The sequence below is a fragment of the Kitasatospora albolonga genome (genome assembly GCF_039535905.1).
GTDB lineage: Bacteria > Actinomycetota > Actinomycetes > Streptomycetales > Streptomycetaceae > Kitasatospora > Kitasatospora albolonga.
The window spans coordinates 23,787-48,612 of record NZ_BAAAYB010000154.1 but is presented as its reverse complement, the minus strand read 5'-3'; the positions used below and the strand labels follow the sequence as shown (position 1 = coordinate 48,612).

Genomic DNA, 24,826 nt, shown 5'->3' with positions numbered 1-24,826 from the left:
CCTCAGATCTTCCGGTAGCGGCGCAGCAGCGCCCAGTACGAGCCGCCGATCATCGCGGCCACGGCCAGCGCGAAGACCACCACGCCGATCCCGTCCGGGGCGGTGAGCGGCCCGGCCGTCCTGATGTCCAGCAGCTGGTTCAGCATCGCCTCGGCGGCGTTCGTCGGGGAGAGCAGGAAGGCCCAGTGCGCGGACTCCGGCGGGTCGATCCGGTTGCCGCCGATCAGGACGTAGAAGATGGCCGCGACCGGCTGGCTCACCACCAGCACGCCCATGATGGCGGCCACGCCGAAGCCCTTGCGCGGGGTCAGCGCGGAGATCGCCAGGCCCAGCGCGGCGTACAGCACCGAAAGGACCACCGCGACGGCCAGGCCCTGGAGGAAGTGCCCGGTGTTCTTGCCGAGCGGCAGCCCGCCCAGGATCGAGCCCAGGTAGAGCACCAGCAGCGGGGTGACGGTCATCAGCAGCATGGCCGAGGTCATCGCGGCGAACTTGGCCCGGACGTAGTCGCCGCGGGTGATCGGCCGGGAGAAGTACAGCGGCACGGTGTGGTGGCGCAGGTCCCGCGACATCAGCACCGGGGCCTGCGCGGCCACGAAGATCTGCACCAGCACGCCGAAGGCGGAGAGGAACTGCGCGTAGTCCACCGGGAACAGGTCGGTCTTGACCGGCCCCTGGAGGAACAGCCCGATCGCCACGATCACCACGGCGGCGGCCGTCAGCGCGGAGGCCACCAGCATCGGCAGCACCTTGGACTTGCCCGAGCGGCCGAGGCCGTAGGCGGCGCGCAGGCTCTGCACGTAGAGCGAGCGGGTGGCGTAGCCGCGGCCGAGCCGCGGGCCCTGGTAGCTGCGGTAGCCGATGTTGTGGATGACCCCGGTGTCCACCGGCGAGTCCACCGGCGCCGCTCCGGAGGGAAGTTGCTCAGACATCGGCACGGCCTTCCGTGGACTCGGTCGTGAAGATCTCGGAGACCCGGTGGCGGCGCTGCTCCAGCCGGACCAGGCCGAGGCCCAGATCGGCCACGGTGTCCCGGACGGTGTCGTAGGTCTCGTCGCCGGCGATCTCCACCAGCAGGATCTTGGCGCCGTCCTGACGGACCACCAGACCGGCGGCGGCCAGCCGCTCCCGGACGGCCTCGTCGGCGTCGAAGCCCGGATCGTCCGGACGGTCCGTCACCTCGACCGCCAGCAGCTGGGTCGCCTCGGTGAAGGAGGCCGTGGAGGAGGACCGCAGCAGGCGGCCGCCGTCGATCACCACCAGGTGGTCGCAGGTGCGCTCCAGCTCGCCGAGCAGGTGGGTGGTGACCAGCACCGAGATGCCGAAGTCGGTGTGCACCCGGCGGATCAGGCCGAGCATCTCGTCCCGGCCGACCGGGTCCAGGCCGTTGGTCGGCTCGTCCAGCAGCACCAACTGCGGGTCGTGGACCAGGGCCTGGGCCAGCTTCACCCGCTGCTTCATGCCGGTCGAGTAGCCGCCCATCGGGCGGTAGCGCTCCTCGTACAGGCCGACGTGGCGCAGCGTGTCGGCGGTCCGCTCGCGCGCGGCGGCCGGCGGCAGCCCGGCCATCCGGGCCATGTGCACCACGAACTCCGTCGCGGAGACGTCCGGCGGCAGGCAGTCGTGCTCGGGCATGTAGCCGACCCGCTCGCGGATCGCGGAGCCCTCGGTGGCGATGTCCAGGCCGAGCACCTGGCCCGTGCCGGAGGTCGCCGGGGCCAGCCCGAGCAGGATCTTGATGAGTGTGGACTTGCCCGCCCCGTTCGCCCCCACCAGACCGACCACACCGGGCTGCACCTCTACGGTGAGCCGGTCCAGTGCGGTGACCCGGGGGAACTTCTTGGTGAGGGCGTCCGTCTTGATGACAGTGGTGGACACCGTCCCAACCTAGTGGCCGCGCCCCGTGGGTGGAATGAGCTGGCGAGAGGAGCCGCTCCCCCTACCCCAGGATGACGCCGGGCCGCCCAGCCCCTAAGGGTCGGACGGCCCGGTGCCGGGCGCAGGCGTCAGCCCAGGCCCGGTGCCGGGCGCGGGCGTCAGCCCAGCATGCCGAACTGGCCCATGGCCACCTGGCGGAAGGCCTGCAGCGGGACACCTTCCTGATTGGCCGTCAGCACCAGCGCCGTCACGTCCCCGCGCTGGAAGTACGCGGCCCTGGCGACCGGCCGGGGCTGCTCGCCGGGCTTGCCCGCCTTGTCCGCGCTGACCTTGACGGTGGTGATCCGGTCCATCTCCGGGGCGATGCCGTCGACCGAGGCCTCCAGCCCGGCCGGCTCCTTGAGCTGGCCGTAGTTCATCACCAGGTAGTGGGCCTTGGCCTCGTCCTCGGAACCGAAGCGGAGCAGCCACAGCTCGGTCCGGGTGCCGTCGGGCGCCGTCCAGACCCGGCGGACCGCGTCCCGGCAACCGTTCTGCAGCAGGATCGCGCGGGCCTCGGCCGGCTCCTTCTCCAGCTCGGCGTAGTCCCCGCAGCCCTTCCGTTCGGCCGCGGCGGTCACCCCGGCCGGTGCCGGCAGCAGCAGCTGCCGCAGGTCGGCGTGGTGCCGGTTGCCCGCACCGCTGGCCGACGGGGCGGGCCGGCCGGAGGGCAGTGGAGGCAGCGTCAACTCCGGCAGGACGTACCGGCCGTCGTTCGGGGTCCTGAGGCCGGGCAGCTCGGTCCGCTCCGGGGCGATCACCGCGGCGGCGGCGCCGGTGCCGGTCAGCACCGCCACCAGCACGGCGGCCACCCAGCGGGCCCGCACCTTGCGGCGGGGGCGGCGCGGCCGCTCCGCGGCCGGGCCCTCGGTGCCGGGCACGGCGTCGGCGTCGGCGTCGGCCTCGGCCGGCGCCGGGGCCGGGGCCGGGTCCGGCGCCGGGGCGGACTGCTCCGGAACGGGCGGCGGGGCGACGGCCCGCACGGGCGGCTCGGTCGGTGCCGGCTGCGCGTTCTGCTCCGGCTGCGCGTTCTGCTCGGTCATGCGGACGCTCCCGGACGGGCCAGCCGGTCCAGCTGACGGCTGAACAGCTCCACGGTCTTCTCCTTCGGCAGCGGGGCGATCCCCTCCACCTGCATCTCGACCCGGAGGTCGCCCTCGGCCGCCGAACAGACCAGCCGGTCGATCTTGGCCCCGGGGGCGGCGTACGGCAGGAAGCAGCGCGCCTGCTCGTGACCGGCCACGCTCGGGCCGATCCGGTACAGGCCGGAGTCCGAACCCAACGCGTTCTGCCAGGCGGTGTCCGCCTTGATCGCTTCCTGGTGGTACCTCAGCAGCCAGATCGTCACCACGTACGAGTGGTCGGACGCCACGTAGCTGCGCACGCCGGCACCGGTCAGCGGCTGGTCCTGCCACTCCTTGCGCAGCGCGTCCCGGAGCTTCTCGGGCAGGTCGTGCAGCTGGTCCTCGACCCAGTTCTTGCGCTGGTCCTCGGTCAGTTCGGTGTCGTTCCCGTACGCGCCCGCGTCCGGGCCGACCCGGTGGTCGTCCGGCAGTGGCAGCAGCAGGTCGCGGAGCGAGCCGAAGTGGCTGCCGTTCTCCCTGGTGCCGAAGGACGGGCTCGGCGACGCCGAGGGCGTGGCCGTCGCCGCGACCGACGGCCGACCGGACGGCGCGGCCGCCGCGGTCCCGCCCTCCGGGTACCGGACGCGCAGGATACCGACGCCGATGCCGACGCCCAGCAGGGCGGCCGCCACCACGGCGGCACCGGCCCGCAGCGCCGTGCGCCGGGCCTGGCTCGGGCGCCGCTGCTCCGGACCCTCCGTCAACCGCTGCTCCTGCTGCGGGGATCCGGGGTTCTCGAGGATGCTCATACCAGCCGCTCCCACTGCTGCTTGGCGATGCCGGCGAGCTCGTCCCGGTCGACCTTGGCGGGCGAGAACACGGTGATCCGCATCACCACGTCACCGCGCCGGGCCAGCGCCTCCCCGGAGTAGTACTGCTCGGTGGAGTCCACGTACGTCTGCGCCGTGTCGTCGGTCTGGTAGACGCCGCCGGAGATCCCGCCCAGCGGCAGGGCGCCCACCTCGTGGCGCTCCGCCTCGCGCTGCGCGGCGACGGCCTTGTCCGAGTGGTACTGGATCAGCTCGACCCGCCACTTCACGTCCCCCTTGCGCCAGGTGGCCACCGCGTCGCGGCGGAACCCGTCCTGGAGCATGGACCGGAAGTACGAGGCGGAGTTGCCGACCGACATGGCCTTCTCCCCCACCGTGAACCAGCCGGAGCCGGACACGTAGTCGTAGTCCCAGTCCTCCGTTCCCTGCGGCCGGGGCACCAGCAGGGTGCGCAGGTCACCGTCGATCTTCAGCGGTGCGACCGCCGCCTCCGCCACGGCCTGCGGGTCCGCCGGAGCGGCCGGGTAGGTGGGCGAGGGCACGGCGAGCACGGGCAGCGGGGTGGGCGGGCTGCCCGCCTGGACGGCGTAGCCGACCGAGGCGCCGAGCAGCGGGCCGACCAGCAGGGCCGCCAGCAGCAGGCGGGCGGTGGAGAGCGGGCGGCGCGGCGCGGACGGCTCCGGGTCGCCACCGGCCGCGAGCAGCTCGGGCGCCAGGGCCTCGGGCACGGTGCTCTCCGGCGCGGTGCTCTCCGGCGCGGTGCTCTCGGGCGTGGTGCTCTCGGGCGTGGTGAACGGTTCAGCCACCGGAGGACAACCTCTCTCGCTGACGCTTCATCGCGTCGTGCAGCGCGGCCTTGTCCGGCGTGCCCTTCACGTACACGGTGACCTGGTACTCGACGTCGCCGACGGAGGAGAGGCCGACCATCTTCCCGGTCCACGCCTCCTGCTCGGGCTTGAGCATGATGCCGCGGCCGTCGGGGTCGCCGTCGATGCCGAAGCTCTCGCCCTTGCTCATCGTCATGCCGTCGGCGAACTCCTTCGCCATCTGCCGCGACTTGAAGCGCAGCAGGCGGACGTTGACCTCCTGGCGGCCGTCGGCCGTCCGGTAGCGACGGGTCGCCGCGTCGTTCTTGTAGCCGTAGGAGGCGAGCACCTCGCCCATCTCCTCGGCGTTGGAGAACTCCGCGGCCACCTCCTCGGTGGTCAACTTCACGCCGTCCGACGGGCCGTAGGACTCGGCGCCCCAGGGCATCGGCAGCAGGAAGTACCGCAGGTCGCCGCCGTGGGTCGCCCCGTCCACCGTGCCGTGCAGGGTCGACGAGGGCGTGGGCTTCGGCGCGGGCGTCGGGCTGGCCGACGGCGTCGCGGACGCACTCGGGCTGGGGCCGGGGCTCGGCGTCGCGGACGCGCTCGCGCTCGCCGAGGGCGCGGCCGCGGCGACCGGCTTCCCCTCCGGCTTCCCGACCGCCACCGTGACGGCGGCACTGGTCGCGGTCACCGCGACCAGCCCGGCCACCGCCAGGCCGACCCCGAGCGCCCGCGGCATCCGACCGCCGCTGCTCGACGTCCCCACTGACCCACCCTCGGGCCCGGCCGCCTCCACGGAGGCGGTTTCGGGCACGGGTGCTGACGCGTACTCGGACGCGGACAAGGCACTCCCCCGGAAGAACCGAACGCGGGGCCCCTGCTCCTCACCGAAGCACGCCCTCGCGCGTGACAGCACGGATTATGGTTCGCATTCCCCCCACCCCCCAATCCGATTTCCCCGACGATCCGTCACAATGCCCACTCAACCGGACACCCCGTGACCGAACCGCAACGAACACCTCGCCCGGCCGGATCCGATGATGTCCGTGCCGGAGGGCGGCGGCACCGCTAGCCTGCTGGGGTCGTCTGCCACGGGGGTGGAAGCGGAATGGGTGTCGTACTGCCCGACGAGTTGGCGTGGGTACTCGATCTGATCGGCGTGAACCGGCCGAACGTAAACGAGGCCCGGGCCGCCGTGGTCGCCGCCCTGATGGGCACCACCGCCGACACCACCGGGACCGCCTACTTCCTGGAGGCCCAGTCAGAGGCCTGACGGTCCGTCACGCGCCGGTGCGCCGCCGCCCCGAGGGGCGGCGGCGGGGGACTCCGGCGGTCAGAAGTCGGACTGGGTGATCGTGCTCTCGTAGATGCTGAAGCAGGGGAACATGCGGTCCTCCGACTCCTCGTCGTCCTCGAACGCGAGCTGCTGCAGGGCGAGAACCTCGGTCATCGCCAACTCCCTTCTCTCTGCGGTTGGTTGAGGGGATCCAGGGTGAACCGGTCGTCACCCGGGCCGTGGAGGGCTCGGCACAGTGCCAGCAGGATCCCCGCGCTGCCACTGGCCAGGTCGGCGCTGAACCGGAGCGAGCCCGTTCCGAGCCAGCGGACGCCGTCACCGTGCGGGACGGCGTACTTGAGGAGCCCGGTCGCCAGCCGCACCGCGTGGTCGCGGTCGGCTCCGTCCCGGGTGGAGTCGGCGTGCTCCGCGGCCAGGTGGACCAGGCCGGCGAAGCCGTCGTGCAGGCCGGGCTGCGCCGCGCTGACCTTGCGGGTGTCGGCGACGACCCGGGGCAGGGCGGTGGCACAGCGTTCGTCGGCCGCCGGGCCCGCCGCGTAGCGCAGCAGGACGGTGGCGATCCCGGCGGAGCCGGTGGCCAGGTAGGGCATGACCCGACGGCGCACGCCGTTGTCGGCGAACGACAGCGATCCGTCGGACAGTTCCACCGCGCGGTCCAACTCCTCGTGCAGCAGCGCGAGTCCGGCCCGACGGTAGCGCTGCTCCCCGGTGCGGTCGGCCAGGCGGTGCAGGAAGAGGGCCGGCCCGGAGCGGCCGTGGAACAGGCCGCGGGCGTCGTCGGCGCCGAGCGTGGGCCCCAGGTCGGGGGTGCGCAGGATCGCGTCCCCGGCGGCGGCCGCCCGTTCCAGGTGGCACGGGTCGCCGGTGCGCCGGTGCAGGGCGAGCCAGGCGAGGCCGACCCCGGCCCGACCGCCCGCCAGCGTGCTGGTGGTCCGCGTCAGCGGGTGGCCGTCGGCGGTGCGCAGCAGGCCGACCGCCTCGTCGAGGTGCCCGGCCTCGGCCAGCACCCGCGCGACGCCGGCCGAGCCGACCGCGAGCCCGGGCGGCAGCGCGTCCGCCGAGGCGAGCGCGTCCCGCCGCAGCCGCTCGCCGACCTCCCCGGGGACCGGCAGGCCGGCCCGGTGCAGGGCGTGCACCACGCCGGCCGTCCCGTACGCCAGGCAGACCGTGTTGGTGCCGAAGGCCGAGGGCGACGGCGGGAAGAGCCAGTCCTGGCGCTCGGGGGCCGCCAGGTCGAGCAGACCGGTGGCCGTCCGCCGGGCGAGCCGCGCCAGGCAGCCCAGCGGGTCGGCCTCCACCTCCTCGGGGCCGGGCAGGCCCGCGGCCTCGTCCGCACCCCGCCGGTGGAAGGCGGTGGCCCGCCGCCACAGGTCCTCGGGCACCGGCGAGACGGCCGCCAGGTCGCGGCGCAGCAGCGCGAAGTTGGCCGGGGTCAGCTGCGGGGCGTTGGGGAACGGCGCCAGCAGGGCGAGCGCCACGGCCGCCGCGCCGTAGCGGTCGGAGAGCAGGGGGTCCGGGTGCGCGGCGGCGAGGGCCCGGGGCGGGACGAAGCCCGGGGTGCCCATCCGGGCGGGGGCCGCCGACACCGGGGTCACGGTCTCGAAGTCGACCAGCCTGGCGTCCCCGGCGGGGGTGACGATGACGTTCCCCGGGTTCACGTCGCCGAACCGGAGCCCCAGCGCGTGCAGGCGGCCGAGCGCCTCGTCCAGCGAGCCGAGCAGGCGGCGGCAGGCGGCGTGGTACCGGTCGAAGTCCTCGGCGGGGCGGCCGGCCAGCAGCACGGGCGAGCTGCGGTTGATCCACTTCACCAGCGGGAGCCCCTCGACCAGCTCCATGACCAGGAAGTCGTGCTCCCACTCGGTGAAGTGGTCCAGCGGCTCGGGGCAGGCGCCCGGAGCGGCCGCGTGCACGGCGGTGAGGGTCTCGTACTCCCGTCGCAGCCGCTCCTGGGCGGCGGCCCCGTCCCAGGTGTACCCGTTGTGCGGCCGCGCCTCCTTCACCAGGACGAGGCGTCCCGTCCGGGTGTCGCGGGCCCGGTAGGCACCGCCCGCGTTGCTCGGCCGCAGCACCGTGAGGACCTCGTAGCCGCGGATCCGGATCGCGCCCCGGTGCGGGGCCGGCTCCTCGGTGACGAAGGGGTCGGTGACCCCGTCGGGCAGGGCGAAGCGGGGCAGCCGGACGTCCGGCACCTCGTGGCCGTGCCCGTCCCGCACCAGCGGCTGCGCGGTGCCGTCGGCCAGCAGCCGGCTCCGGGGGGCCGAACGCGCCGTACCGGTAGTGGACGGTCCGCGAGTCGCGGTACCGGCGGTCGGTGAGGACGTACCCGCCCTCCTCGCCGCGCAGGTCCTCGGCGAGGGCCGCGAGGAGCCGTCCGGCGGCCTCGGTGTCCGGCGGGTACGCGGCGCAGAACTTGCCCGCCTGGGGCCGGGCCGCGTGCTTGTGGTGCAGCGCGAGGTAGAAGAAGTGCGCCGACAGGTGCTTGAACGGCACCCCCTCGGCGAAGCACCGGTCCGCCACCAGGTCGAGGACCTCCTGGGCGCGCTCCAGCCGCGCCGACACGTGGACCTTCCAGCCCTGCTCGGCCCGGCGGACCCCGGGGGCGCTCCACGCCGTCCAGACGTCCCGGTCGGCACCGCGCCAGCCGTCCGGCACCCGGGCGGGGGCGAAGCGCCGGCCCGGGTCGGCCATCGTGCCGAGGGGGGCGTAGAACTGCGCGTCGGCGAAGGCCTCGGACATCGCGTCGAACAACGGAACCTCCTGCGGAGCGGGTCGGTACAGCCTGACGCCGAGGAGTCCCGCGCGGGTTCACGGACGGTTCGGAAGCGGTATGGCCGCAGCTCCGCCCGCCCGGGCCGGCTCCGGACCCTGTCAGGTCGATCACCGGGCCCGGGCGGTGGCGGCCGGGGCCGTGGCGGCGGCGCCGGGTCGACCACGCCGGTCCCGCACGGCTCCTGACGGGGCGTCCGCCCCCGTGCGTCGTAGGGTCGGTCCCATGCGACTCAGTACGGTGATCCTCCCCATCCACCGGTGGAGCGAGGGGCAGAAGATCTGGCGGCGGGCCGAGGACCTCGGCTTCCACACCGCCTACACCTACGACCACCTCTCCTGGCGCTCGTTCCGCGAGGAGCCGTGGTTCGGCTCACTGCCGACCCTGACGGCGGCGGCCACGGCCACCGAGCGGATCCGGCTGGGGACCTTGGTGACCTCGCCGAACTTCCGGCACCCGGTGACCCTGGCGAAGGAGCTGATCACGCTCGACGACGTGTCCGGCGGGCGGCTGACGCTGGGGATCGGGGCCGGCGGGGCGGGGTTCGACGCGACGGCGCTGGGGCAGGAGGCCTGGTCGCCGAAGGAACGGGCGGACCGGTTCGGGGAGTTCGTGCCGCTGCTGGACGAGCTGCTGACCAACGACGCCACGACGCGCGCGGGGACGTACTACTCGGCGGTCGAGGCGCGGAACGTCCCGGGCTGCGTGCAGACGCCCCGGGTGCCGTTCTACGTGGCGGCGACCGGGCCGCGCGGGCTGCGGCTGGCGGCCGAGCACGGGCAGGGCTGGGTGACGTACGGGGACCCGCGCGGAGCGGCCGACGTGCCGGTGGAGCAGGCGCCGGCGGTGATCGCCGGTCAGCTGGCGAAGCTGGCGGTGGCCTGCGAGGCCCGCGGCCGGGACGTCGCCGAGCTGGAGAAGGTGCTGCTCCAGGGGTCGACGGCGGAGAAGCCGCTGCAGTCGCTGGACGCCTTCGTGGACTGGGCGGGGAGGTACCGGGAGATCGGCATCACCGAGCTGGTGATCCACTGGCCGGTGCCGGACTCGATCTTCGCCAACGACCTCGCGGTCTTCGAACGGATCGCCACCGAGGGCCTGGCCCAGCTGGGTTGAGACCGCCCCTCGATCAGCGCCCGGGCCGCTGGAGAACCAGGGGTCCGGGCGCGGGCGTCCGCGGTGGTGGGTAGCCTGTCCGGTCGTTGACGGTCGTGGATCGAAGTGCGGGGGAGTCGTCGGTATGTCAGCTCGTGGACTGGTGACGGGTGTTGCGGTGGTCTCGGCCTTGGTGCTGGGGCTGACGGGGTGCCAGAAGAAGGACGAGGGCGACGGGCGGGCCGCCGCCGCCCCGTCGGAGACGGTGAGCAGCGCGCCCTCGGCCGCGCCGAGCGCCTCCGCCTCGGGCAGCGCGAAGGCCACCGCGAAGGCGGGCGCGAGCAAGAGCCCGACCGCTGCGGCGAGCAGCGACGCGGGCACCGGCGAGGACGTGGAGGGGTGCAGCACCCCGGCGCCGAAGCCGAACTGGAAGTACGTCCAGGCGGTGAAGCCGCCCAAGCAGGACACCCTGTACGTGAAGGACGCCAAGTTCGTCTGTGACCCGAACGACGGGCACTACGAGGGCGCCGGGGCCGACAAGACCTACATGTTCGCGACCACGGTGAAGGCGCAGATCTCCACCGGCGCCGGCAACGTCAAGACGGTGCCGGTCGGCGAGCTGTGGCAGCACATCGGGGACTGCCTGGTGGACCGGGCCCAGGTGAAGGACCCGTACAGCTGCTCCGGCGGCATCTACGAGATCTCGCTGGACGGCACCGGCAAGATCACCTCGATCCGCGAGGTCTGGCACCCGTAGTCCCGGTGGCGGCCGGGGCGGGTGGTCCCGGTAGCGGCCGGGGCGGGCGCGGTGAGCGAAGATGGAGCGGTGACCGACTCCTCCCGCCCGCTGCCCCGCCCGCCCCGGCTGATCGCCACCGACCTGGACGGCACGCTGCTCTGCTCGGGCGGCGTGGTCTCGGAGCGGACCGCCGCCGCACTGGCCTCGGCCGAGCGGGCCGGCGTGCGGGTGGTGTTCGTGACCGGCCGGCCGCCGCGCTGGATGGCGCAGGTCAGCCCGCACATCGGCGGCCACGGGGTGGCCATCTGCTCCAACGGCGGGGCGGTGGTGGACGTGCACCGCGGCGAACTGCTGCGGACCTTCCCGCTGGCCCCGGCCGACACCCTCCGGGTGGTCGAACTGCTCCGGGCCGAACTGCCGGGCAGCGCCTTCGCCTTCGAGTTCCCCGGCGGCTTCGCCCGGGAGCCGGAGTACTCGCTCTTCATGTGGGACTCGCAGAACGAGCACCCCGTCGCCCCGGCCGAGCGGCTGCTGGCCGAGGGCCGGGTCGACGGGCTGTTCAAGGTGCTGGTCAAGCACCCGGAGCTGGACCCGGACGTCTTCCTGGACAAGGCCCGGGCGGTGGCCGGCCGGTACGCCGAGATCACCCGCTCCGCCCCGGTGGCACTGCTGGAGATCAGCGCGCTCGGGGTCACCAAGGCCACCACGCTGGCCGGTTGGTGCGCCGAGCAGGGCATCGACCGCAGTGAGGTGGTGGCCTTCGGCGACATGCCGAACGACCTGGAGATGCTGGCCTGGGCCGGGCGCTCCTACGCGGTGGCCAACGCCCACCCGGACGTGCTGGCCTCCGTCGCCGAGCACACCCTCAGCAACGAGGAGGACGGCGTGGCCCGGGTGGTGGAGGAGCTGCTCGGACTGTCCTGAGGGGCGGTCAGAGCCGGGCCGACCAGCGGACCCGGGTGCCCCGGCCGTCCGGGCCGGGCTCGTGCCAGGCGTCGCCGCCCAGCACCTCGGCCCGCCGGGTGAGGTTCTTCAGCCCGCTGCGCCGCCCGCCGTCCGGGATGCCCACGCCGTCGTCGGTGACGGTGAGCAGGACGCCGGGCCAGCCGGGCCGCTCCGCCGCCTCCGGGTCGCCGGAGAGCGGGTGGCCCTCCGCGTCCAGGTGGACGGTGGCGTCGAGCTCCACGCCGACCCGGGAGGCCCGGGCGTGCCGGGCCGCGTTGGAGAGCATCTCGCGCAGGGCGGCCAGCAGCTGACGGCCCGTCTTCTCCCCGACCAGGCTCTCCACCGGGCCGGTGAAGGTCATCGAGGGCTTGAAGCCCAGCGCGGCGGCGGCCTGGCTGCCCTCCCGCAGCACCCGGGTGCGCAGGTTGTCGGGCTCGTCACCGTGGTCGTCGTGCTGGAGCGCGTAGATGGTGGTGCGGACCTCCTGGATGGTGGCGTCCAGCTCGTCCACCGCCTTGCCGATGCCGGTCTTCACCTCGGGCACCAGGGCCCGCCGGGCCGCGCCCTCCAGCATCATCCCGGTGGCGAAGAGACGCTGGATCACCAGGTCGTGCAGGTCCCGGGCGATCCGGTCGCGGTCCTGGAAGACCGCGAGGCGCTGCTGGTCGCGCTGCCCCTCGGCCAGCCGCAGGGCCAGTGCCGACTGCGAGGCGAAGGCCTCGGCCAGCTGCTTCTCCGACTCGGTGAACGGCGGGGCCCCGGCGCTGCGCCAGACCGAGAGGCCGCCGAGCACCCGCCCGGCCGCGATCATCGGCACCGCCATCGAGGCGCCGAAGGAGCGGGCCAGCCGGATCACCACGGTCGGGTCGGTGGACATGTCGTCCAGGTAGACGCTCTCGCCGCGCAGCAGCTCGGCGGCGAAACTGCTGGGCGGCAGCAGCTCGCCCTGGACGAACTCGGCCTTCTCCCCGGAGGCGTGCGCCACCCGCATCTGACCGTCGCCGGTCGGCAGCAGGATCATCCCCAGGGCGGCGTCGGCCAGTTCGCGGACCTGCTCGGCGGCCACGGTGAGCGCGACCTGGGCCCGGTCGGTGGAGAGCAGCGCGGTGGTGACGGCCGAGGCGCCGGCGATCCAGCGCTCCCGGCGCCGGCCCTCCTCGTACAGCCGGGAGTTCTCGATCGCCACCCCGGCGGCCGCCGCCAGGGCGTGCACCACCTGGGCGTCCTCGGGGGTGAAGGCGCCGGAGGTGGACTTCTTCTCGGCCAGGTAGAGGTTGCCGAAGACCTCGCCGCGGACCCGGATCGGCTCGCCGATGAAGGACTTCATCGGCGGGTGGTGCGGCGGGAAGCCGACCGAGCGCGGGTCGGCCGAGAGGTCGGCGAGGCGGAGCGACTCGGGGTGGTCGATCAGCGCGCCCAGGATGCCGCGCCCGGTGGGGAGTTCGCCGATCGCGGCGGCGGCCTCGTCGTCGATGCCGACGTGGATGAAGTCGGAGAGCCCGTCGTTGTGCGGGGAGACCACGCCGAGGGCGGCGTACCTGGCGTCGACCAGGTCGGCGGCCGCACCGGCGATCCGCTGCAGGGTGGCGTGCAGGTCGAGGCCGGCGCCGACCGAGACCACCGCCTCCAGCAGGCGCTGCATCCGGTCCGTGACGGCGGCCGCCGACTGGAGGCGTTCGGAGACCTCGGTGACCAGCGTGTCCAGACCGAGGGAGGCGATCTCGGGCACGCGGTGCGCGGTCGGGTCGGTGCTCTGCTCCGGAGTCTCCATGGGTTGAGCCTAGTTTGTGACGGTTTGCAGGGGGCCGTGCGCAGGCTCGTGGCGGGTCTCGGGAATCGACGCGAGGGCTCCGTCGGCCAGCTGCTCCCGCTTCCACATGGCGGTCAGCCGCCCGTCCGGATCGGCCGTCAGCTCCCGCCAGCCGCCGCGCTCGACGACCCGGCCGCCCTCCAGCACCAGGATCTCGTCGACCCCGTCCAGCCCGGCCAGCCGGTGGGTGATCAGCAGGGTGGCCCGGTCGGTGGTGGCGGCCAGCAGGTCGGCGGTGAGCGCGTCGGCGGTGGGGAGGTCCAGGTGCTCCGCGGGCTCGTCCAGCACCAGCACCGGGAACCCGGCGAGCAGCGCCCTGGCAAGTGCCAGGCGCTGGCGCTGGCCGCCGGAGAGCCGGGCGCCGTGCTCGCCGACCATGGTGTCCAGGCCGTCCGGGAGGCCCTCGGTCCAGTCCAGCAGCCGGGCCCCGGCGAGGGCCGCGCGCAGCTCCCCGTCGGTGGCGCCGGGGCGGGCCAGCCGGAGGTTCTCGCGCAGCGAGCTGTCGAAGAGGTGGGCGTCCTGGGCGCACAGGCCGATCGAGCGGCGGACGTCGTCGGAGTCCATCCGCCGGGTGTCCACAGGCTGTGGACAGTGCAGCGCGATCCGCCCGGCCTCCGGCTCCAGGAAGCGCAGCAGCGCCAGCGCCAGGGTGGTCTTGCCGGAGCCGGACGGGCCCACCACGGCCACCCGGCGGCCGGGCGCCAGGTCCAGGTCGACGCCCTCCAGGGCCGGCTCGGTCCGGCCCGGCCAACGGGCCGTCAGGCCGCGGACCGTCACCCGGGAGCCCGGCTCGGCCGGGGCCACCGGGTCGGCGGGCTCGACCACCGGCGGCTCGGCGGCCAGCAGCTCGTCCAGCCGGGCGGCGGCGCCCCGGCTGCGGGCCCGTGCCAGGACGGCGAGCGGCATCCCGGAGACGGCCTCGAAGGCGGCCAGCGGGGTGAGCACCACCAGGGCCAGGCAGACGCCCGCCAGCGCACCGGTGGAGACCGCGTGCACGCCCAGGGCGGCGGCCGCCGCCACGGTCAGGCCGGTCACGGCGGCGATCAGGCCGCTGCCCAGGGCGAGCGCGGCGGCCGATCCGGCCGCCAGCGCGGTCAGCCGCCGGTCGGCCTCGCGGGCCACCGCCAGCCGGGCCGGCAGCGCACCGGCCACGGTGAGCTCGGCGGTCCCGGTCAGGGTGTCCACCACGGCGGTGGCCAGCTCGCCCCGGGCCGGGGCCTGCTGACGCTCCGTCCGGGCCGAGAGCCGCGCCGCGAGGGCCGGGACGGCGACCCCGGCCAGCAGCAGCCCCGCGGCCAGCAGGAGGCCCGCGGCGGGGAGGAAGAGGCCCAGGCCGACGGAGGCGAGGACCGAGACGGTGGCGGCGACGGCGGCGGGCAGGCGCCAACGGAGGTGGTGGTCCTGGACGGCGTCCACGTCGGCCACCAGCCGGGACAGCAGGTCGCCCCGGCGGAAGGCCGGCAGGCCGGTCGGGGCCAGCCGCTCCAGACGGCGGTAGACGGTGGTGCGGACCGCGCCGAGGGCGCGGAGCACCGCGTCGTGCGAGACCAGCCGCTCGGCGTAGCGGAAGACGGACCGGCCGATGCCGAAGGCCCGGACGGAGGTGACGGCCATCATCAGGTACAGCACCGGCGGCATCTCGGAGGCGTACGAGATCAGCCACCCCGAGGTCGCCATCAGCGCCACCGCACACCCGAGGGCGAGGCTCCCGAGCACGGTGGCCAGGGTGAGCCGGGGCCGCACGGCAGCGGTCCGCCGTGGGTCGGCCTCCGGCCCGGTCCCGGTTTCACGTGAAACAACGCCCGGGCCGGCCGCCGCCGCAGAGCCCGGCGGAGCCGGGGCGGGCACGGCGGAGCCGGCGCAAGCCGACGGGGCCGCGACCGACGCAGGCCCGCCCGGCCGAGCCCGGTCCCGCTCCGGAACGGACGCAGCGCCGTCGGCGGAGGTCTGGACGGGGACGGACGGAGACCCGCCCGGGCGGGCCGGCGCCTCCGCTGCCTCGCCCACGAGCGCATCCGCGCCCGCGCCCAGCGCGGCCTGCGTCGCGGCGGCGAGGCCCGGCGCAGCCGAAGCACGCGCAGCCACGCCCGGCGCCCCCTCGGCCCGAGCACCCGAGCCCGGCGCAGCCGCCGCCACGTCCGCCGCGGCCGGCTGAGCCGCCGTCAGGTGGTGGTGACGGTCGGCGATGGCCAGCAGGGCGGGGCGGTGGGCGACGAAGAGGACGGTGCGGCCGGTGGCCGGGAGGGCGGCGAGGGCGTCGACCACGGCCTGTTCGCCGGCGCCGTCGAGGTTGGCGGTGGGCTCGTCCAGGAGGAGGAGCGGACGGTCCGTCAGCAGGGCGCGGGCCAGGGCCAGCCGCTGGCGCTGGCCGGCCGAGAGGCCGGCGCCCTGCTCGCCGAGGACCAGCTCGGGGGTGGCGAAGTCGGCGGCGTACGCGGCCGCCAGGGCCGCCCGCAGCTGGGCGTCGGTGGCGTCGGGGCGGGCCAGCCGGAGGTTGTCGGCGACCGTCCCGGCGAACAGGTACGGGTGCTGCGGCACCCAGGCGATCTGGGCGTGCCAGCTCGCCCGGTCCAGTTCGGCCAGCGGCACGCCGTCCACCCGGACGGTGCCGCCGTCGGCCGGCACGAAGCCGAGCAGCGCGGCCAGCAGGGTGGACTTGCCCGCCCCGCTCGGCCCGGTGAGGGCGGTCACGGTGCCGGGCTCCAGTGCCAGCGAGACCGGTGCCAGCCGGTCCCCGACGGTCAGTCCGTCCACCGAGACCACCGAGGTCCGCAGGTCGGGGGCGGGCCGGGTGCCGTCGGCCGGCAGCGGGGTCTCCAGCACCTCGAAGACCTCGTCGGCCGCGCTCAGCCCCTCCACGCTGGAGTGGTAGAGCGCGCCGACCTGGCGGATCGGGAAGTAGACCTCGGGGGCGAGCACCAGCACCAGCAGGCCGGTCTCCAGCGGCATCGACCCGTTCACCAGCCGGAAGCCGATGCCGACCGCGACCAGTGCGACCGAGAGGGTGGCCAGCAGCTCCAGCGCGAAGGAGGAGACGAAGGCGATCCGCAGGGTCCGCAGGGTGGCCCGGCGGTGCTCGTCGGTGATCCGGCGGACGGTCTCGGCCTGGGCCTTGGCCCGGTTGAAGACCTTGAGGGTGGGGAGCCCGGCCACCACGTCCAGGAAGTGGTGGCCCAGCCGGGCCAGCGAGGCCCACTGACGGTCCATCCGGCTCTGGGTGGCCATCCCGATCAGCACCATGAAGAGCGGGATCAGCGGCAGGGTCCCGGCGATGATCGCGGCCGAGGTCAGGTCGGCGCCGAGGATCCGCAGCAGCACCACGGCCGGCACCACCACGGCCAGCGCCAACTGCGGGAGGTAGCGGGCGAAGTAGTCGTCCAGCGCGTCGATCCCCCGGGTGGCCAGGGTGGCCAGCTCACCGGTGCGCCGGGTGGAGAGGTGGGCCGGGCCGAGCGCGGTGGCGTGCTCCAGCAGCCGCCGCCGCAGCTCGGACTTGACCCGGGCCACCGAGCGGTGGGCGGTCAGCTCGGTGAGCCAGGCGACCAGCGCCCGGCCCAGGGCGGTGGCCGCCAGCAGGAGGAGCGGGGTGGTGAGCCCGTACTCCCCCCGCTGGAAGGCCCGCACCACGATCTCGGCGATCAGGCTCGCCTGGGCCACCGTCAGGAGGGCGCCAGCCCCGCCGAGCAGCACCGACCCGGCCAGGAAGACCCGGGTGGCCCGGGCCTCCCGGAGCAGTCGGGGATCGACGGGCCCTCGGCGGTCCTTCGGCATGGCTCGGCCCTCCTGGGGGGCGGTACGTCAGTGCGCGGCGGTGGGGATGTGCTGGGTGCCGATCCGCTTGCGGAACACCCAGTAGGTCCAGCCCTGGTAGAGCAGCACCAGCGGGGTGAAGACCGCCGCCACGACGGTCATCAGCTTCAGGGTGTACGGCGAGGAGGCCGCGTTCTCCACGGTGAGCGAGTACGCCGGGTCCAGGGTGGAGGGCATCACGTCCGGGAAGAGCGCCAGGAAGAGCATGGCCACCGCGGCCGCGATGGTGACGCCGGAGAGCGCGAACGACCAGCCCTCGCGCCCGATCCGGATCGCCGCCAGCGAGCCGACCAGGGCCACCACCGCGATCACCATGGCGCCCAGGCTCCACCCGTTGCCGCCGTCGGCCTGGGTCCAGATCAGGAAGACCAGCGCCAGCACGGCGGTGAGCAGCCCGAGTTGGAGGGCCAGGCCGCGGGCCCGGTCCCGGATGTCGCCGAGGGTCTTGAGCGAGGCGAAGACCGCGCCGTGGAAGGTGAAGAGCACCAGGGTGACCAGGCCGCCGAGGACGGCGTACGGGTTGAGCAGGTCCCAGAACCCGCCCACGTAGTTCTTCTCGGCGTCGATGTCCACGCCCTGCACGATGTTGGCGAAGGCCACGCCCCAGAGGAAGGCCGGGATCAGGGAGGTCCAGAAGATGGCCTGCTCCCAGTTCCGCTGCCAGCGCTCGCCGTCCCGCTTGACCCGGTACTCGAAGGCCACGCCGCGCACGATCAGGCAGACCAGAATGATCAGCAGCGGCAGGTAGAAGCCGCTGAACAGGGTGGCGTACCAGTCGGGGAAGGCCGCGAAGGTGGCGCCGCCGGCGGTGAGCAGCCAGACCTCGTTGCCGTCCCAGACCGGGCCGATGGTGTTGATCAGGACCCGGCGCTCGGTCCGGTCCTTGGCCAGCAGCCTGGTCAGGACGCCGATGCCGAAGTCGAAGCCTTCCAGGAAGAAGTAGCCGATCCACAGCACGGCGATCAGCACGAACCAGACGTCGTGGAATTGCATCCGAGATCCCCAGTCAGCGAATCAGTAGGCGAAGGCGAGCGGCTTGTCGGCGTCCTCGGGGTCCCCGCCGCGCAGCGTGGGGTCCTTGGCCGGCGGTTCCTCGCCGGTCACCGGGCCGGCCTTGGCGTACTTGGCCAGCAGCTTCACCTCGATCACCGCGAGGATCGCGTAGAGGGTGGTGAAGGTGGTGAGCGCGACCACCTGCATGGTGACGCTGACGTTGGGGGAGACGGCGTCGGCGGTGGTCATCAGGCCGAAGACGGCCCAGGGCTGACGGCCCATCTCGGTGAAGATCCAGCCGAAGCTGTTGGCCAGCAGCGGGAAGCCCATGGTGAAGATGCCGATCCGCCAGCTCCACTTGGTGAGGAAGGGGCCCAGCTCCTTGTTCTTCCAGAGCATCAGGCGCGGCGGTTCCTCGTCCCCGGTCCGGTACGCCCGGTCCAGGAAGAACTTCTTCCGGGTGGTCCAGAGGCCGATCAGCGCGGCCACGAAGGAGGTCATCCCGAAGCCGATCATGAGGCGGAAGCCCCAGTAGGTGACGAAGATGTTCGGGATGTAGTCCTGCGGCTGGCCGCCGTACTTGGCGGCCTCGCTGGCGGCGGTCTCGTTGATGCCGGGGACGGCCGAGGTGAAGTCACTGTTGGCGAGGAAGGACAGTATGGCCGGGATCTCCAGCGCGACGCTGTTGTGGCCCTCGTTGACGTCGCCGACCGCGAAGATCGAGAACGGGGCGGGCGCCTCGGTGTCCCAGAGCGCCTCGGCCGAGGCCATCTTCATCGGCTGCTGACGGAACATCACCTTGGCCAGGCTGTCGCCGCTGAGCGCGGTGCCGAGGCCCGCGACCACGGCGACCACCAGGGCGAGCCGCAGCGAGGTGCGCATCACGGCGGTCTTCTTGGGGTCGTTCTCGCCCGACCGCTTGGCCTTCCAGAGGTGGTACGAGGAGATGCCGACCATGAAGGCGGCGCCGGTCAGGAAGGCCGCGGTGAGGGTGTGCAGGACCACCACCACGGTGGTGTCCTGGAACAGCACCCGGGCGATGTCGGTGAGCTGGGCCTTCCCGGTGACCGGGTCGATCGCGTAGCCGACCGGGTGCTGCATCCAGGAGTTGGCGGCCAGGATGAAGTAGGCGGAGAGCACGGTGCCGAGGGCCACCATCCACATGCAGGCGCAGTGGATCTTCTTGGGCAGCTTGTCCCAGCCGAAGATCCACAGGCCGATGAAGGTGGACTCGAAGAAGAAGGCGATGAGCGCCTCCATCGCCAGCGGGGCGCCGAACACGTCACCGACGAAGCGGGAGTAGTCCGACCAGTTCATCCCGAACTGGAACTCTTGGACGATGCCGGTGACCACGCCCATGGCGATGTTGATGAGGAAGAGCTTTCCCCAGAACTTGGTGGCGTGGAAGTACTTCTCCTTGCCGGTCCGCACCCAGGCGGTCTCCAGACCGGCCACCAGGGCGGCCAGACTGATCGTCAGCGGCACGAAGAGGAAGTGGTAGACGGTGGTCACACCGAACTGCCACCGCGCGACGGTCTCGTGAGCGACTGCTAGGTCCACTTCGCCTTCTTCCTGACCGATGCTCACATAACGGACAAAAAGAACTTTTACCAGGTCGTCCCAGGAAAACCGGCAAAGCTTGCCCGCTTGTGAACGTGAACACGTTCACAAGGGGAGTATCCCCGATGCTTAGAACGGTTCGAACACCGGGGGTGCGTGGTCGCCGTCACACCGGCGGACCGGGCTGAGGAAGGGTCAGACGGCGGGCAGGCAGAGGCGGAAGACCGCGCCCTCACCGGGGGCCGAGCTGACGGTCAGCTCGCCGCGGTGGGCCTGGGTGAGCGCGAAGGCGATGGCCAGGCCCAGCCCGGCTCCCCCGCCCTCCTGCCGGGTCCGGGAGGCGTCCACCCGGTAGAAGCGGTCGAAGATCCGCTCGGCCTGATCGGTGGTCATGCCCGGTCCGGCGTCCGCCACTTCGAGCACGCAGCCGTCCTCCGTCCGGCCCACGCCGATCCGCACCGGGGTGCCCGAAGGGGTGTGCTTGGCCGCGTTGCCGACCAGGTTGGTGATCACCTGGCGCAGCCTGGCCTCGTCCCCGAGCACCGGGGCGGGGCGCGGGACGGCGCCGCCGCCCGGGCCGGTCAGGGTGACCGGGCGGCCCGGGTCCAGCGCGGTCAGGTCGTGCAGGGCGTCGGCCGCCAGGGTGCGCAGGTCCATCGGCGCCAGGTCGAGCGGGCGCTCCTCGTCCAGCCGGGCCAGCGTGAGCAGGTCCTCGACCAGGGTGCCCAGCCGGACGGCCTCCGACTCGATCCGGTCCATCGCCCGGTCCACGTCCTGCAGCGCGCCCATCCGGTGCAGCTCGGCGAAGCCGCGGATGCCGGCCAGCGGGGTGCGCAGCTCGTGCGAGGCGTCCGCCACGAAGCGGCGCATCCGCGCCTCGGAGCGGGCCCGGGCGGCCGAGGCGGACTCCAGCTGGGCGAGCATGCTGTTGAGCGCGGCGGTCAGCCGGGCCGCCTCGGTCCGCCCCGGGGGCTGGGCCATCCGGTGCGAGAGCCCGCCCTCGGCGATCAGCTCGGCGTCCTGCTCGATCCGGCTGAGCGGCTTCAGCCCGGCCCGGACCGCGAAGGTGCCGACCCCGGCGAGGGCGACCAGCACCACCGCGCCGATCGCCAGGAAGGCCGCCTGCAGGCGGTCGACGGTGTCCTCCACGTCGTCCAGCGACATGGAGACCATCACGTAGCGGGGGGTCTCGGCGGCCGGGGTGGTGGCGGCGGCCAGGGCGTTCTTGCCGATCGGCAGCACCAGCACCCGCCAACTGCCGTGTCCGCGCTGGGCGGGCGCGTCGAAGGCCCGCCCCACCTCCGGGCCGAGGCCGTTCACCCGGGGACCGTTGGTCTCCTCCCCCATCGGCACCCGGTTCTCGGACTGCACCCGCCCGTCCGCCTCCAGGTAGCGGAGCACGTACTGGCTGGGCAGCGCCAGGGCGACCCGGCGCTCGTTCAGCGGGCGGCCGCCGTCCAGCACCTTGTCCGGCGGCCGGCGGGAGACCTGCTCGCCGAAGCGCTTCAGCTGGTCGTCGGCCCGGCCCACCAGGTTGCCCCGGACGGTGCCGAGCACGACGACGTCGCTGACGGCCAGTCCGGCGGCGGCCAGCAGCAGGACGAGCACCAGCAGACGGGTGCGGAGCGAGGTCTTCGAGAACACGGCGGGTCCGGCTCCGGCTACTGCGGGGGCCTGCGCAGGGCGTAGCCGATGCCGCGGACGGTGTGGATCAGCTTGGGGCCGTGCACCGACGGGCCGGCGTCGAGCTTGCGGCGCAGGTAGGAGATGTACGACTCGACGATGGAGAGGTCGCCGCCGAAGTCGTAGGCCCAGACGTGGTCCAGGATCTGCGCCTTGGAGACCACCCGGCCCACGTTGGCCATCAGGTAGTGCAGCAGCTTGAACTCGGTGGGGGAGAGGCCGACGGCCTCCCCGCCCCGGGTCACCTCGTGCGCGGTCGGATCCAGCGTCAGGTCGGCGACCGTCAGCCGGCCGTCCTCGGTCGGACCGCCGGCCCGGCGCAGGATCGCCCGGATCCGGGCGATCAGCTCCTCCAGGCTGAAGGGCTTGGTGACGTAGTCGTCGGCCCCCGCCGCCAGACCGTGCACCTTGTCGGTGGTGCCGTCCTTGGCGGTCAGCAGCAGCACCGGCACGTGGTCGGCCGGCTGCGGCCACTGCGCCTGCTCGCGCAGCCGCTCCACCACCGTGAACCCGTCCAGGTCCGGCAGCATCACGTCGAGCACCACCAGATCGGGGCGCTCGGCCGCGATCGCGGCCAGTGCCTCCTCGCCGCTGGCCGCCGACTCCACCCGGAACCCGGAGAACCGGAGCGAGGCGGAGAGCAGCTCGCGGATGTTCGGCTCGTCGTCCACCACCAGCAGGTACGCCTCGCCGCCGGTCGTGCCGGCCGGCTGGCCCGTCGTCCTGGTCGCTGTCCCTTGCACCGTAGATCCGCCTCCCGGTCTGCCTGTCCCCCGGTTGTCCTCCGAAGGACGATAGCCCGGCGAGGCTACGCGCGTTCCATGAAGCGGGGATGAGCTTCGTCCCATCCCCGCTCCGGGGGCCGTCCCCGGCCCGTCAGGGAGTGCCCTGACCCGGCTGGGCCCCGGTCTGTCCACCCGTCTGCCCACCGGTCTGGCCAGCGGTCTGCCCACCCGCGCGGCCACCGCCGAAGCCGCCCGGGAAACCTCCGGCCGCGCCCTCGGTGAGCTGGGTGGCGGCGTAGCCGCCGGAGCCGTCCGGGGTGCCGACCACGGTCACCGACTGACCGGGGGTCAGGTCGGAGGCCTTGCCCTGCTTGGCGAGCTGCACCTTGGTGGCGTCGGTGGTGGTGACCTTCACGGTGTTCCCGTTGGCGTCGGTGAGGTAGACGGTGTTGCCGTCCACCTGCTTGACGGTGCCGCGGGTGAAACCGCCCTGGCCGTTGGGGAGGCCCTGGCCGTTGGGCAGGCCCTGCCCGTTCTGTCCGTTCTGACCGTTCTGGCCGCCGGCCCGCCGGTTGGCGCCGCCGTACCCGCCCGGGAACTGGCCCTGGTTCGCCCCGGCCCGCGGGCCCTGGGCGCTGTTGCCGCCGCCGCCCTCGCCCTTCTGGTACTGGACCCCGCCGACGAAGCCCAGGGTGGCCACCACCGCGGCGGCCAGCACCAGGGTCGGCCAGGGCAGCTTGCGCCGGGGCGGGGCGGCCAGCTCGGCCGCGATGTCGCGGGCGTCCGGCGGGGAGGCCAGCGGGTCGGTCTCCTGCGCCGGGCCGTTCTGTGGAGTGCTCATCGGATTCCTATTCGTGTCGGAGGGCTTCGATCGGGCGCAGCCCGGCGGCCCGGTTGGCGGGGTAGCTGCCGAAGAACAACCCGATCGCGACCGCGATGCCGAAGGCGCCGAGCACCGACTCGGGGATCACCACGGGCGTGATCCCGACGATGGTGAAGCGGGCACCGACCAGTCCGGCCACCACGCCGAGCCCGGCGCCCAGCACCGAGAGCAGGGTGGACTCGGTGAGGAACTGTCCGAGGATGGCCGCCCGGGGCGCGCCGAGCGCCTTGCGGATGCCGATCTCCCTGGTCCGCTCGGTGACGGTCACCAGCATGATGTTGGTGATCCCGATCCCGCCGACCAGCAGCGAGATCGCGGCCACCGCGCCGAGCAGCACGGTGAAGGTCTTGGTGGTGGACTCCCGGGCGGTCAGCAGCGAGGCCTGGTTGGAGATCCGGAAGTCGGCCTTCGACGGGTCCGCGATGGCGTGCGAGGCCAGCAGCACCCGGCTCACCTCGGCCTGCGCCTCGGTGGTGCTCTCGGCCGAACTCGCCTGCACCAGGATCTGGTTGACCGAACCGAAGCCGGTGAAGGCGTTCTGCACGGTGGGCAGCGGGGCGATCACCACGTCGTCCGGGTCGTTGAAGCCGCTGGCGCCCTTGGTCTTCAGCACCCCGGTCACCGTGAACGGGGTCCCGCCGATCACGATCCGCTTGCCGACCGGGTCCTCCTGCGCGAACAGCTGGCTGGCCGTGGTGGAGCCGATCACCACCACCTTGCGGGAGTTGAGCACGTCGTCGTTGGAGAAGTAGTCGCCCTTCTCCACCTTCTGGTTGGCGGTCTCGAAGTACGCCGGGTAGGTCCCGACCACCGAACCGGGGGTGTGCGAGACGTCCCCGTAGCTCGCGGCGGCCGAGGTGGTCACCACCGGGGCGACCGACTTCACCGAGGCCGCCCCGTCCTGGGCGATCGCCTTGGCGTCGTTCACCGTGAGCGGCTTGGCCGCCGTGGTGGAGCCGCGCAGGTTGGAGGCGCTCACGGTCAGCGAGTTGGTGCCCAGCGCCGTGATCGAGTTCTTCACGGCGACCGAGGAGCCGTTGCCCACCGCGAGCAGCAGGATCACCGCCGCGACGCCGATCAGCACCCCGAGCATGGTGAGCGCCGAGCGCACCTTGTTGGCCGCCAGCCCGCCGAACGCGAACCGCACCATCTGCCAGACGATCACACCGCCACCTCCTCGTGCTGCCGGACGTCCGAGACGACCGCCCCGTCCACCAGCCGGATCACCCGGCCGGCCCGGGCCGCCACCTCGTCCTCGTGGGTGATCAGCACCACCGTGCGGCCGGCCCGGTTGAGGCCCTCGATGATGCCGAGCACCTCCTCGGTGGAGCGGCTGTCCAGGTTCCCGGTCGGCTCGTCGGCCAGCAGCATGGCCGGGGCCGTCACCAACGCCCGTGCCACCGCGACGCGTTGCTGCTGACCGCCGGAGAGCTCGTTCGGCTTGTGCCCGGCCCGGTCGGCCAGACCGACCCGCTCCAGCGCGGCCAGCGCGCGGCTGCGGCGCTCCGCCTTGCGCACCCCCGCGTAGGCCAGCGGAAGCTCCACCTGGGCCAGCGCGGTGGTGCGCGGCACCAGGTTGAAGGACTGGAAGACGAAGCCGATCCGGCGGTTGCGCACCAGCGAGAGCTGGCCCTCGTCCAGGTGGCCCACGTCGGTGCCGTCCAGCAGGTAGCGACCGGACGTGGGCACGTCCAGGCAGCCCAGGATGTTCATCAGGGTCGACTTGCCGGAGCCCGAACTGCCCATCACCGCGACGAAGTCGCCCTCCGCGATGTCCAGGCTCACCCCGAGCGGCTGCCCGTCGGGGCCGTCCGGGCCGCGCAGCGCGTACACCGTGGCGTCGCCGCTGCCGTACCGCTTCACCACGTTCCGGAGCTGGATCACCGGACGGGCCGTCACGCT

The 24,826-nt window shown here is 73.6% G+C and carries 20 protein-coding genes and 1 pseudogene; 5 read left to right on the top strand and 16 right to left on the bottom strand.

Features of this window, described 5'->3' with window-relative positions; all coding sequences use genetic code 11:
* Window positions 1-2 precede the first annotated feature (2 nt).
* The 5 genes from ABD946_RS39845 to ABD946_RS39825 all read right to left on the bottom strand — a co-directional run bounded on the left by ABD946_RS39845 (window position 3) and on the right by ABD946_RS39825 (window position 4,617).
* Window positions 3-932, bottom strand: a complete 930-nt coding sequence (locus ABD946_RS39845; RefSeq protein WP_345290603.1) for an ABC transporter permease — start codon at window positions 930-932, stop codon at window positions 3-5.
* Window positions 925-1,878 carry an ABC transporter ATP-binding protein gene (locus ABD946_RS39840; RefSeq protein ID WP_345290602.1) on the bottom strand — a complete coding sequence of 318 codons (954 nt, stop codon included), beginning with the start codon at window positions 1,876-1,878 and terminating at the stop codon, window positions 925-927. Before ABD946_RS39840 ends, ABD946_RS39845 begins: the two co-directional genes overlap by 8 nt.
* Window positions 1,879-2,036: 158 nt before the next feature.
* Window positions 2,037-2,960, bottom strand: a complete 924-nt coding sequence (locus ABD946_RS39835) for a hypothetical protein (protein ID WP_345290601.1) — start codon at window positions 2,958-2,960, stop codon at window positions 2,037-2,039.
* On the bottom strand, window positions 2,957-3,790 hold the full coding sequence (locus tag ABD946_RS39830) for a hypothetical protein (RefSeq protein ID WP_345290600.1): 834 nt from the start codon (window positions 3,788-3,790) through the stop codon (window positions 2,957-2,959). The genes ABD946_RS39835 and ABD946_RS39830 overlap by 4 nt, the downstream gene beginning before the upstream one ends.
* On the bottom strand, window positions 3,787-4,617 hold the full coding sequence (locus ABD946_RS39825; RefSeq protein ID WP_345290599.1) for a hypothetical protein: 831 nt from the start codon (window positions 4,615-4,617) through the stop codon (window positions 3,787-3,789). Before ABD946_RS39825 ends, ABD946_RS39830 begins: the two co-directional genes overlap by 4 nt.
* Here ABD946_RS39825 and ABD946_RS43245 point away from each other — a divergent pair.
* Both ABD946_RS43245 and ABD946_RS39815 read left to right on the top strand, forming a co-directional pair.
* Window positions 4,541-5,389, top strand: coding sequence for a hypothetical protein (locus ABD946_RS43245; RefSeq protein WP_380149530.1), 849 nt, complete (start codon window positions 4,541-4,543; stop codon window positions 5,387-5,389). The genes ABD946_RS39825 and ABD946_RS43245 overlap by 77 nt on opposite strands.
* 339 nt (window positions 5,390-5,728) lie before the next feature.
* The gene (locus ABD946_RS39815) at window positions 5,729-5,893 is read left to right on the top strand and encodes a hypothetical protein (RefSeq protein ID WP_345290597.1); all 165 of its coding nucleotides are present in this window, start codon (window positions 5,729-5,731) and stop codon (window positions 5,891-5,893) included.
* A gap of 173 nt (window positions 5,894-6,066) precedes the next feature.
* Here the strand turns inward: ABD946_RS39815 and ABD946_RS39810 are convergent, their stop codons facing one another.
* Both ABD946_RS39810 and ABD946_RS43345 read right to left on the bottom strand, forming a co-directional pair.
* Window positions 6,067-8,130, bottom strand: a complete 2,064-nt coding sequence (locus tag ABD946_RS39810; protein WP_345290596.1) for a protein kinase domain-containing protein — start codon at window positions 8,128-8,130, stop codon at window positions 6,067-6,069.
* A gap of 46 nt (window positions 8,131-8,176) precedes the next feature.
* Window positions 8,177-8,605, bottom strand: a pseudogene (locus tag ABD946_RS43345) (class III lanthionine synthetase LanKC N-terminal domain-containing protein); the annotation flags it as partial.
* 304 nt (window positions 8,606-8,909) lie between these two features.
* Between ABD946_RS43345 and ABD946_RS39805 the strand changes: the two are divergent.
* From ABD946_RS39805 to ABD946_RS39795, 3 genes are all read left to right on the top strand, one after another.
* On the top strand, window positions 8,910-9,797 hold the full coding sequence (locus ABD946_RS39805) for an LLM class flavin-dependent oxidoreductase (RefSeq protein ID WP_345290595.1): 888 nt from the start codon (window positions 8,910-8,912) through the stop codon (window positions 9,795-9,797).
* Window positions 9,798-9,921: 124 nt separating this feature from the next.
* Window positions 9,922-10,533 carry a hypothetical protein gene (locus tag ABD946_RS39800; RefSeq protein ID WP_345290594.1) on the top strand — a complete coding sequence of 204 codons (612 nt, stop codon included), beginning with the start codon at window positions 9,922-9,924 and terminating at the stop codon, window positions 10,531-10,533.
* A gap of 69 nt (window positions 10,534-10,602) precedes the next feature.
* Window positions 10,603-11,439, top strand: coding sequence for an HAD family hydrolase (locus tag ABD946_RS39795; protein ID WP_345290593.1), 837 nt, complete (start codon window positions 10,603-10,605; stop codon window positions 11,437-11,439).
* Between the two features lie 7 nt (window positions 11,440-11,446).
* On the opposite strand, the gene ABD946_RS39790 is transcribed toward ABD946_RS39795, so the two are convergent.
* The 9 genes from ABD946_RS39790 to ABD946_RS39750 form a co-directional block, all read right to left on the bottom strand.
* Entirely contained in the window at window positions 11,447-13,231 is a 1,785-nt protein-coding gene (locus ABD946_RS39790; protein ID WP_345290592.1) for a GAF domain-containing sensor histidine kinase, read from the bottom strand.
* A gap of 9 nt (window positions 13,232-13,240) precedes the next feature.
* The gene (gene cydD, locus ABD946_RS39785) at window positions 13,241-17,041 is read right to left on the bottom strand and encodes a thiol reductant ABC exporter subunit CydD (RefSeq protein ID WP_345290591.1); all 3,801 of its coding nucleotides are present in this window, start codon (window positions 17,039-17,041) and stop codon (window positions 13,241-13,243) included.
* Between the two features lie 27 nt (window positions 17,042-17,068).
* Entirely contained in the window at window positions 17,069-18,073 is a 1,005-nt protein-coding gene (gene cydB, locus ABD946_RS39780; protein WP_345290590.1) for a cytochrome d ubiquinol oxidase subunit II, read from the bottom strand.
* 21 nt (window positions 18,074-18,094) lie between these two features.
* Window positions 18,095-19,633 (bottom strand): cytochrome ubiquinol oxidase subunit I, encoded by a 1,539-nt coding sequence (locus ABD946_RS39775; protein WP_345290589.1) that lies wholly within the window; start codon window positions 19,631-19,633, stop codon window positions 18,095-18,097.
* A gap of 195 nt (window positions 19,634-19,828) precedes the next feature.
* The gene (locus ABD946_RS39770) at window positions 19,829-21,277 is read right to left on the bottom strand and encodes a sensor histidine kinase (RefSeq protein ID WP_345290588.1); all 1,449 of its coding nucleotides are present in this window, start codon (window positions 21,275-21,277) and stop codon (window positions 19,829-19,831) included.
* Between the two features lie 17 nt (window positions 21,278-21,294).
* Window positions 21,295-22,059, bottom strand: a complete 765-nt coding sequence (locus ABD946_RS39765; protein WP_345290587.1) for a response regulator transcription factor — start codon at window positions 22,057-22,059, stop codon at window positions 21,295-21,297.
* 133 nt (window positions 22,060-22,192) lie between these two features.
* The gene (locus ABD946_RS39760; RefSeq protein WP_345290586.1) at window positions 22,193-22,882 is read right to left on the bottom strand and encodes a hypothetical protein; all 690 of its coding nucleotides are present in this window, start codon (window positions 22,880-22,882) and stop codon (window positions 22,193-22,195) included.
* A 7-nt stretch (window positions 22,883-22,889) separates the two neighbouring features.
* A complete protein-coding gene (locus ABD946_RS39755) occupies window positions 22,890-24,089 on the bottom strand; it encodes an ABC transporter permease (protein ID WP_345290585.1) in 1,200 nt (399 codons plus the stop codon).
* A complete protein-coding gene (locus ABD946_RS39750; RefSeq protein WP_345290584.1) occupies window positions 24,086-24,823 on the bottom strand; it encodes an ABC transporter ATP-binding protein in 738 nt (245 codons plus the stop codon). The genes ABD946_RS39755 and ABD946_RS39750 overlap by 4 nt, the downstream gene beginning before the upstream one ends.
* Between the last annotated feature and the right edge of the window lie 3 nt (window positions 24,824-24,826).

Coding starts and splice junctions, on each gene's coding strand:
- cydD (WP_345290591.1), bottom strand. CDS start 17,041: ATGCCGAAGGACCGCCGAGGGCCCGTCGATCCCCGACTGCTCCGGGAG.
- ABD946_RS39830 (WP_345290600.1), bottom strand. CDS start 3,790: ATGAGCATCCTCGAGAACCCCGGATCCCCGCAGCAGGAGCAGCGGTTG.
- cydB (WP_345290590.1), bottom strand. CDS start 18,073: ATGCAATTCCACGACGTCTGGTTCGTGCTGATCGCCGTGCTGTGGATC.
- ABD946_RS39835 (WP_345290601.1), bottom strand. CDS start 2,960: ATGACCGAGCAGAACGCGCAGCCGGAGCAGAACGCGCAGCCGGCACCG.
- ABD946_RS39845 (WP_345290603.1), bottom strand. CDS start 932: ATGTCTGAGCAACTTCCCTCCGGAGCGGCGCCGGTGGACTCGCCGGTG.
- ABD946_RS39790 (WP_345290592.1), bottom strand. CDS start 13,231: ATGGAGACTCCGGAGCAGAGCACCGACCCGACCGCGCACCGCGTGCCC.
- ABD946_RS39805 (WP_345290595.1), top strand. CDS start 8,910: ATGCGACTCAGTACGGTGATCCTCCCCATCCACCGGTGGAGCGAGGGG.
- ABD946_RS39760 (WP_345290586.1), bottom strand. CDS start 22,882: ATGAGCACTCCACAGAACGGCCCGGCGCAGGAGACCGACCCGCTGGCC.
- ABD946_RS39800 (WP_345290594.1), top strand. CDS start 9,922: ATGTCAGCTCGTGGACTGGTGACGGGTGTTGCGGTGGTCTCGGCCTTG.
- ABD946_RS39815 (WP_345290597.1), top strand. CDS start 5,729: ATGGGTGTCGTACTGCCCGACGAGTTGGCGTGGGTACTCGATCTGATC.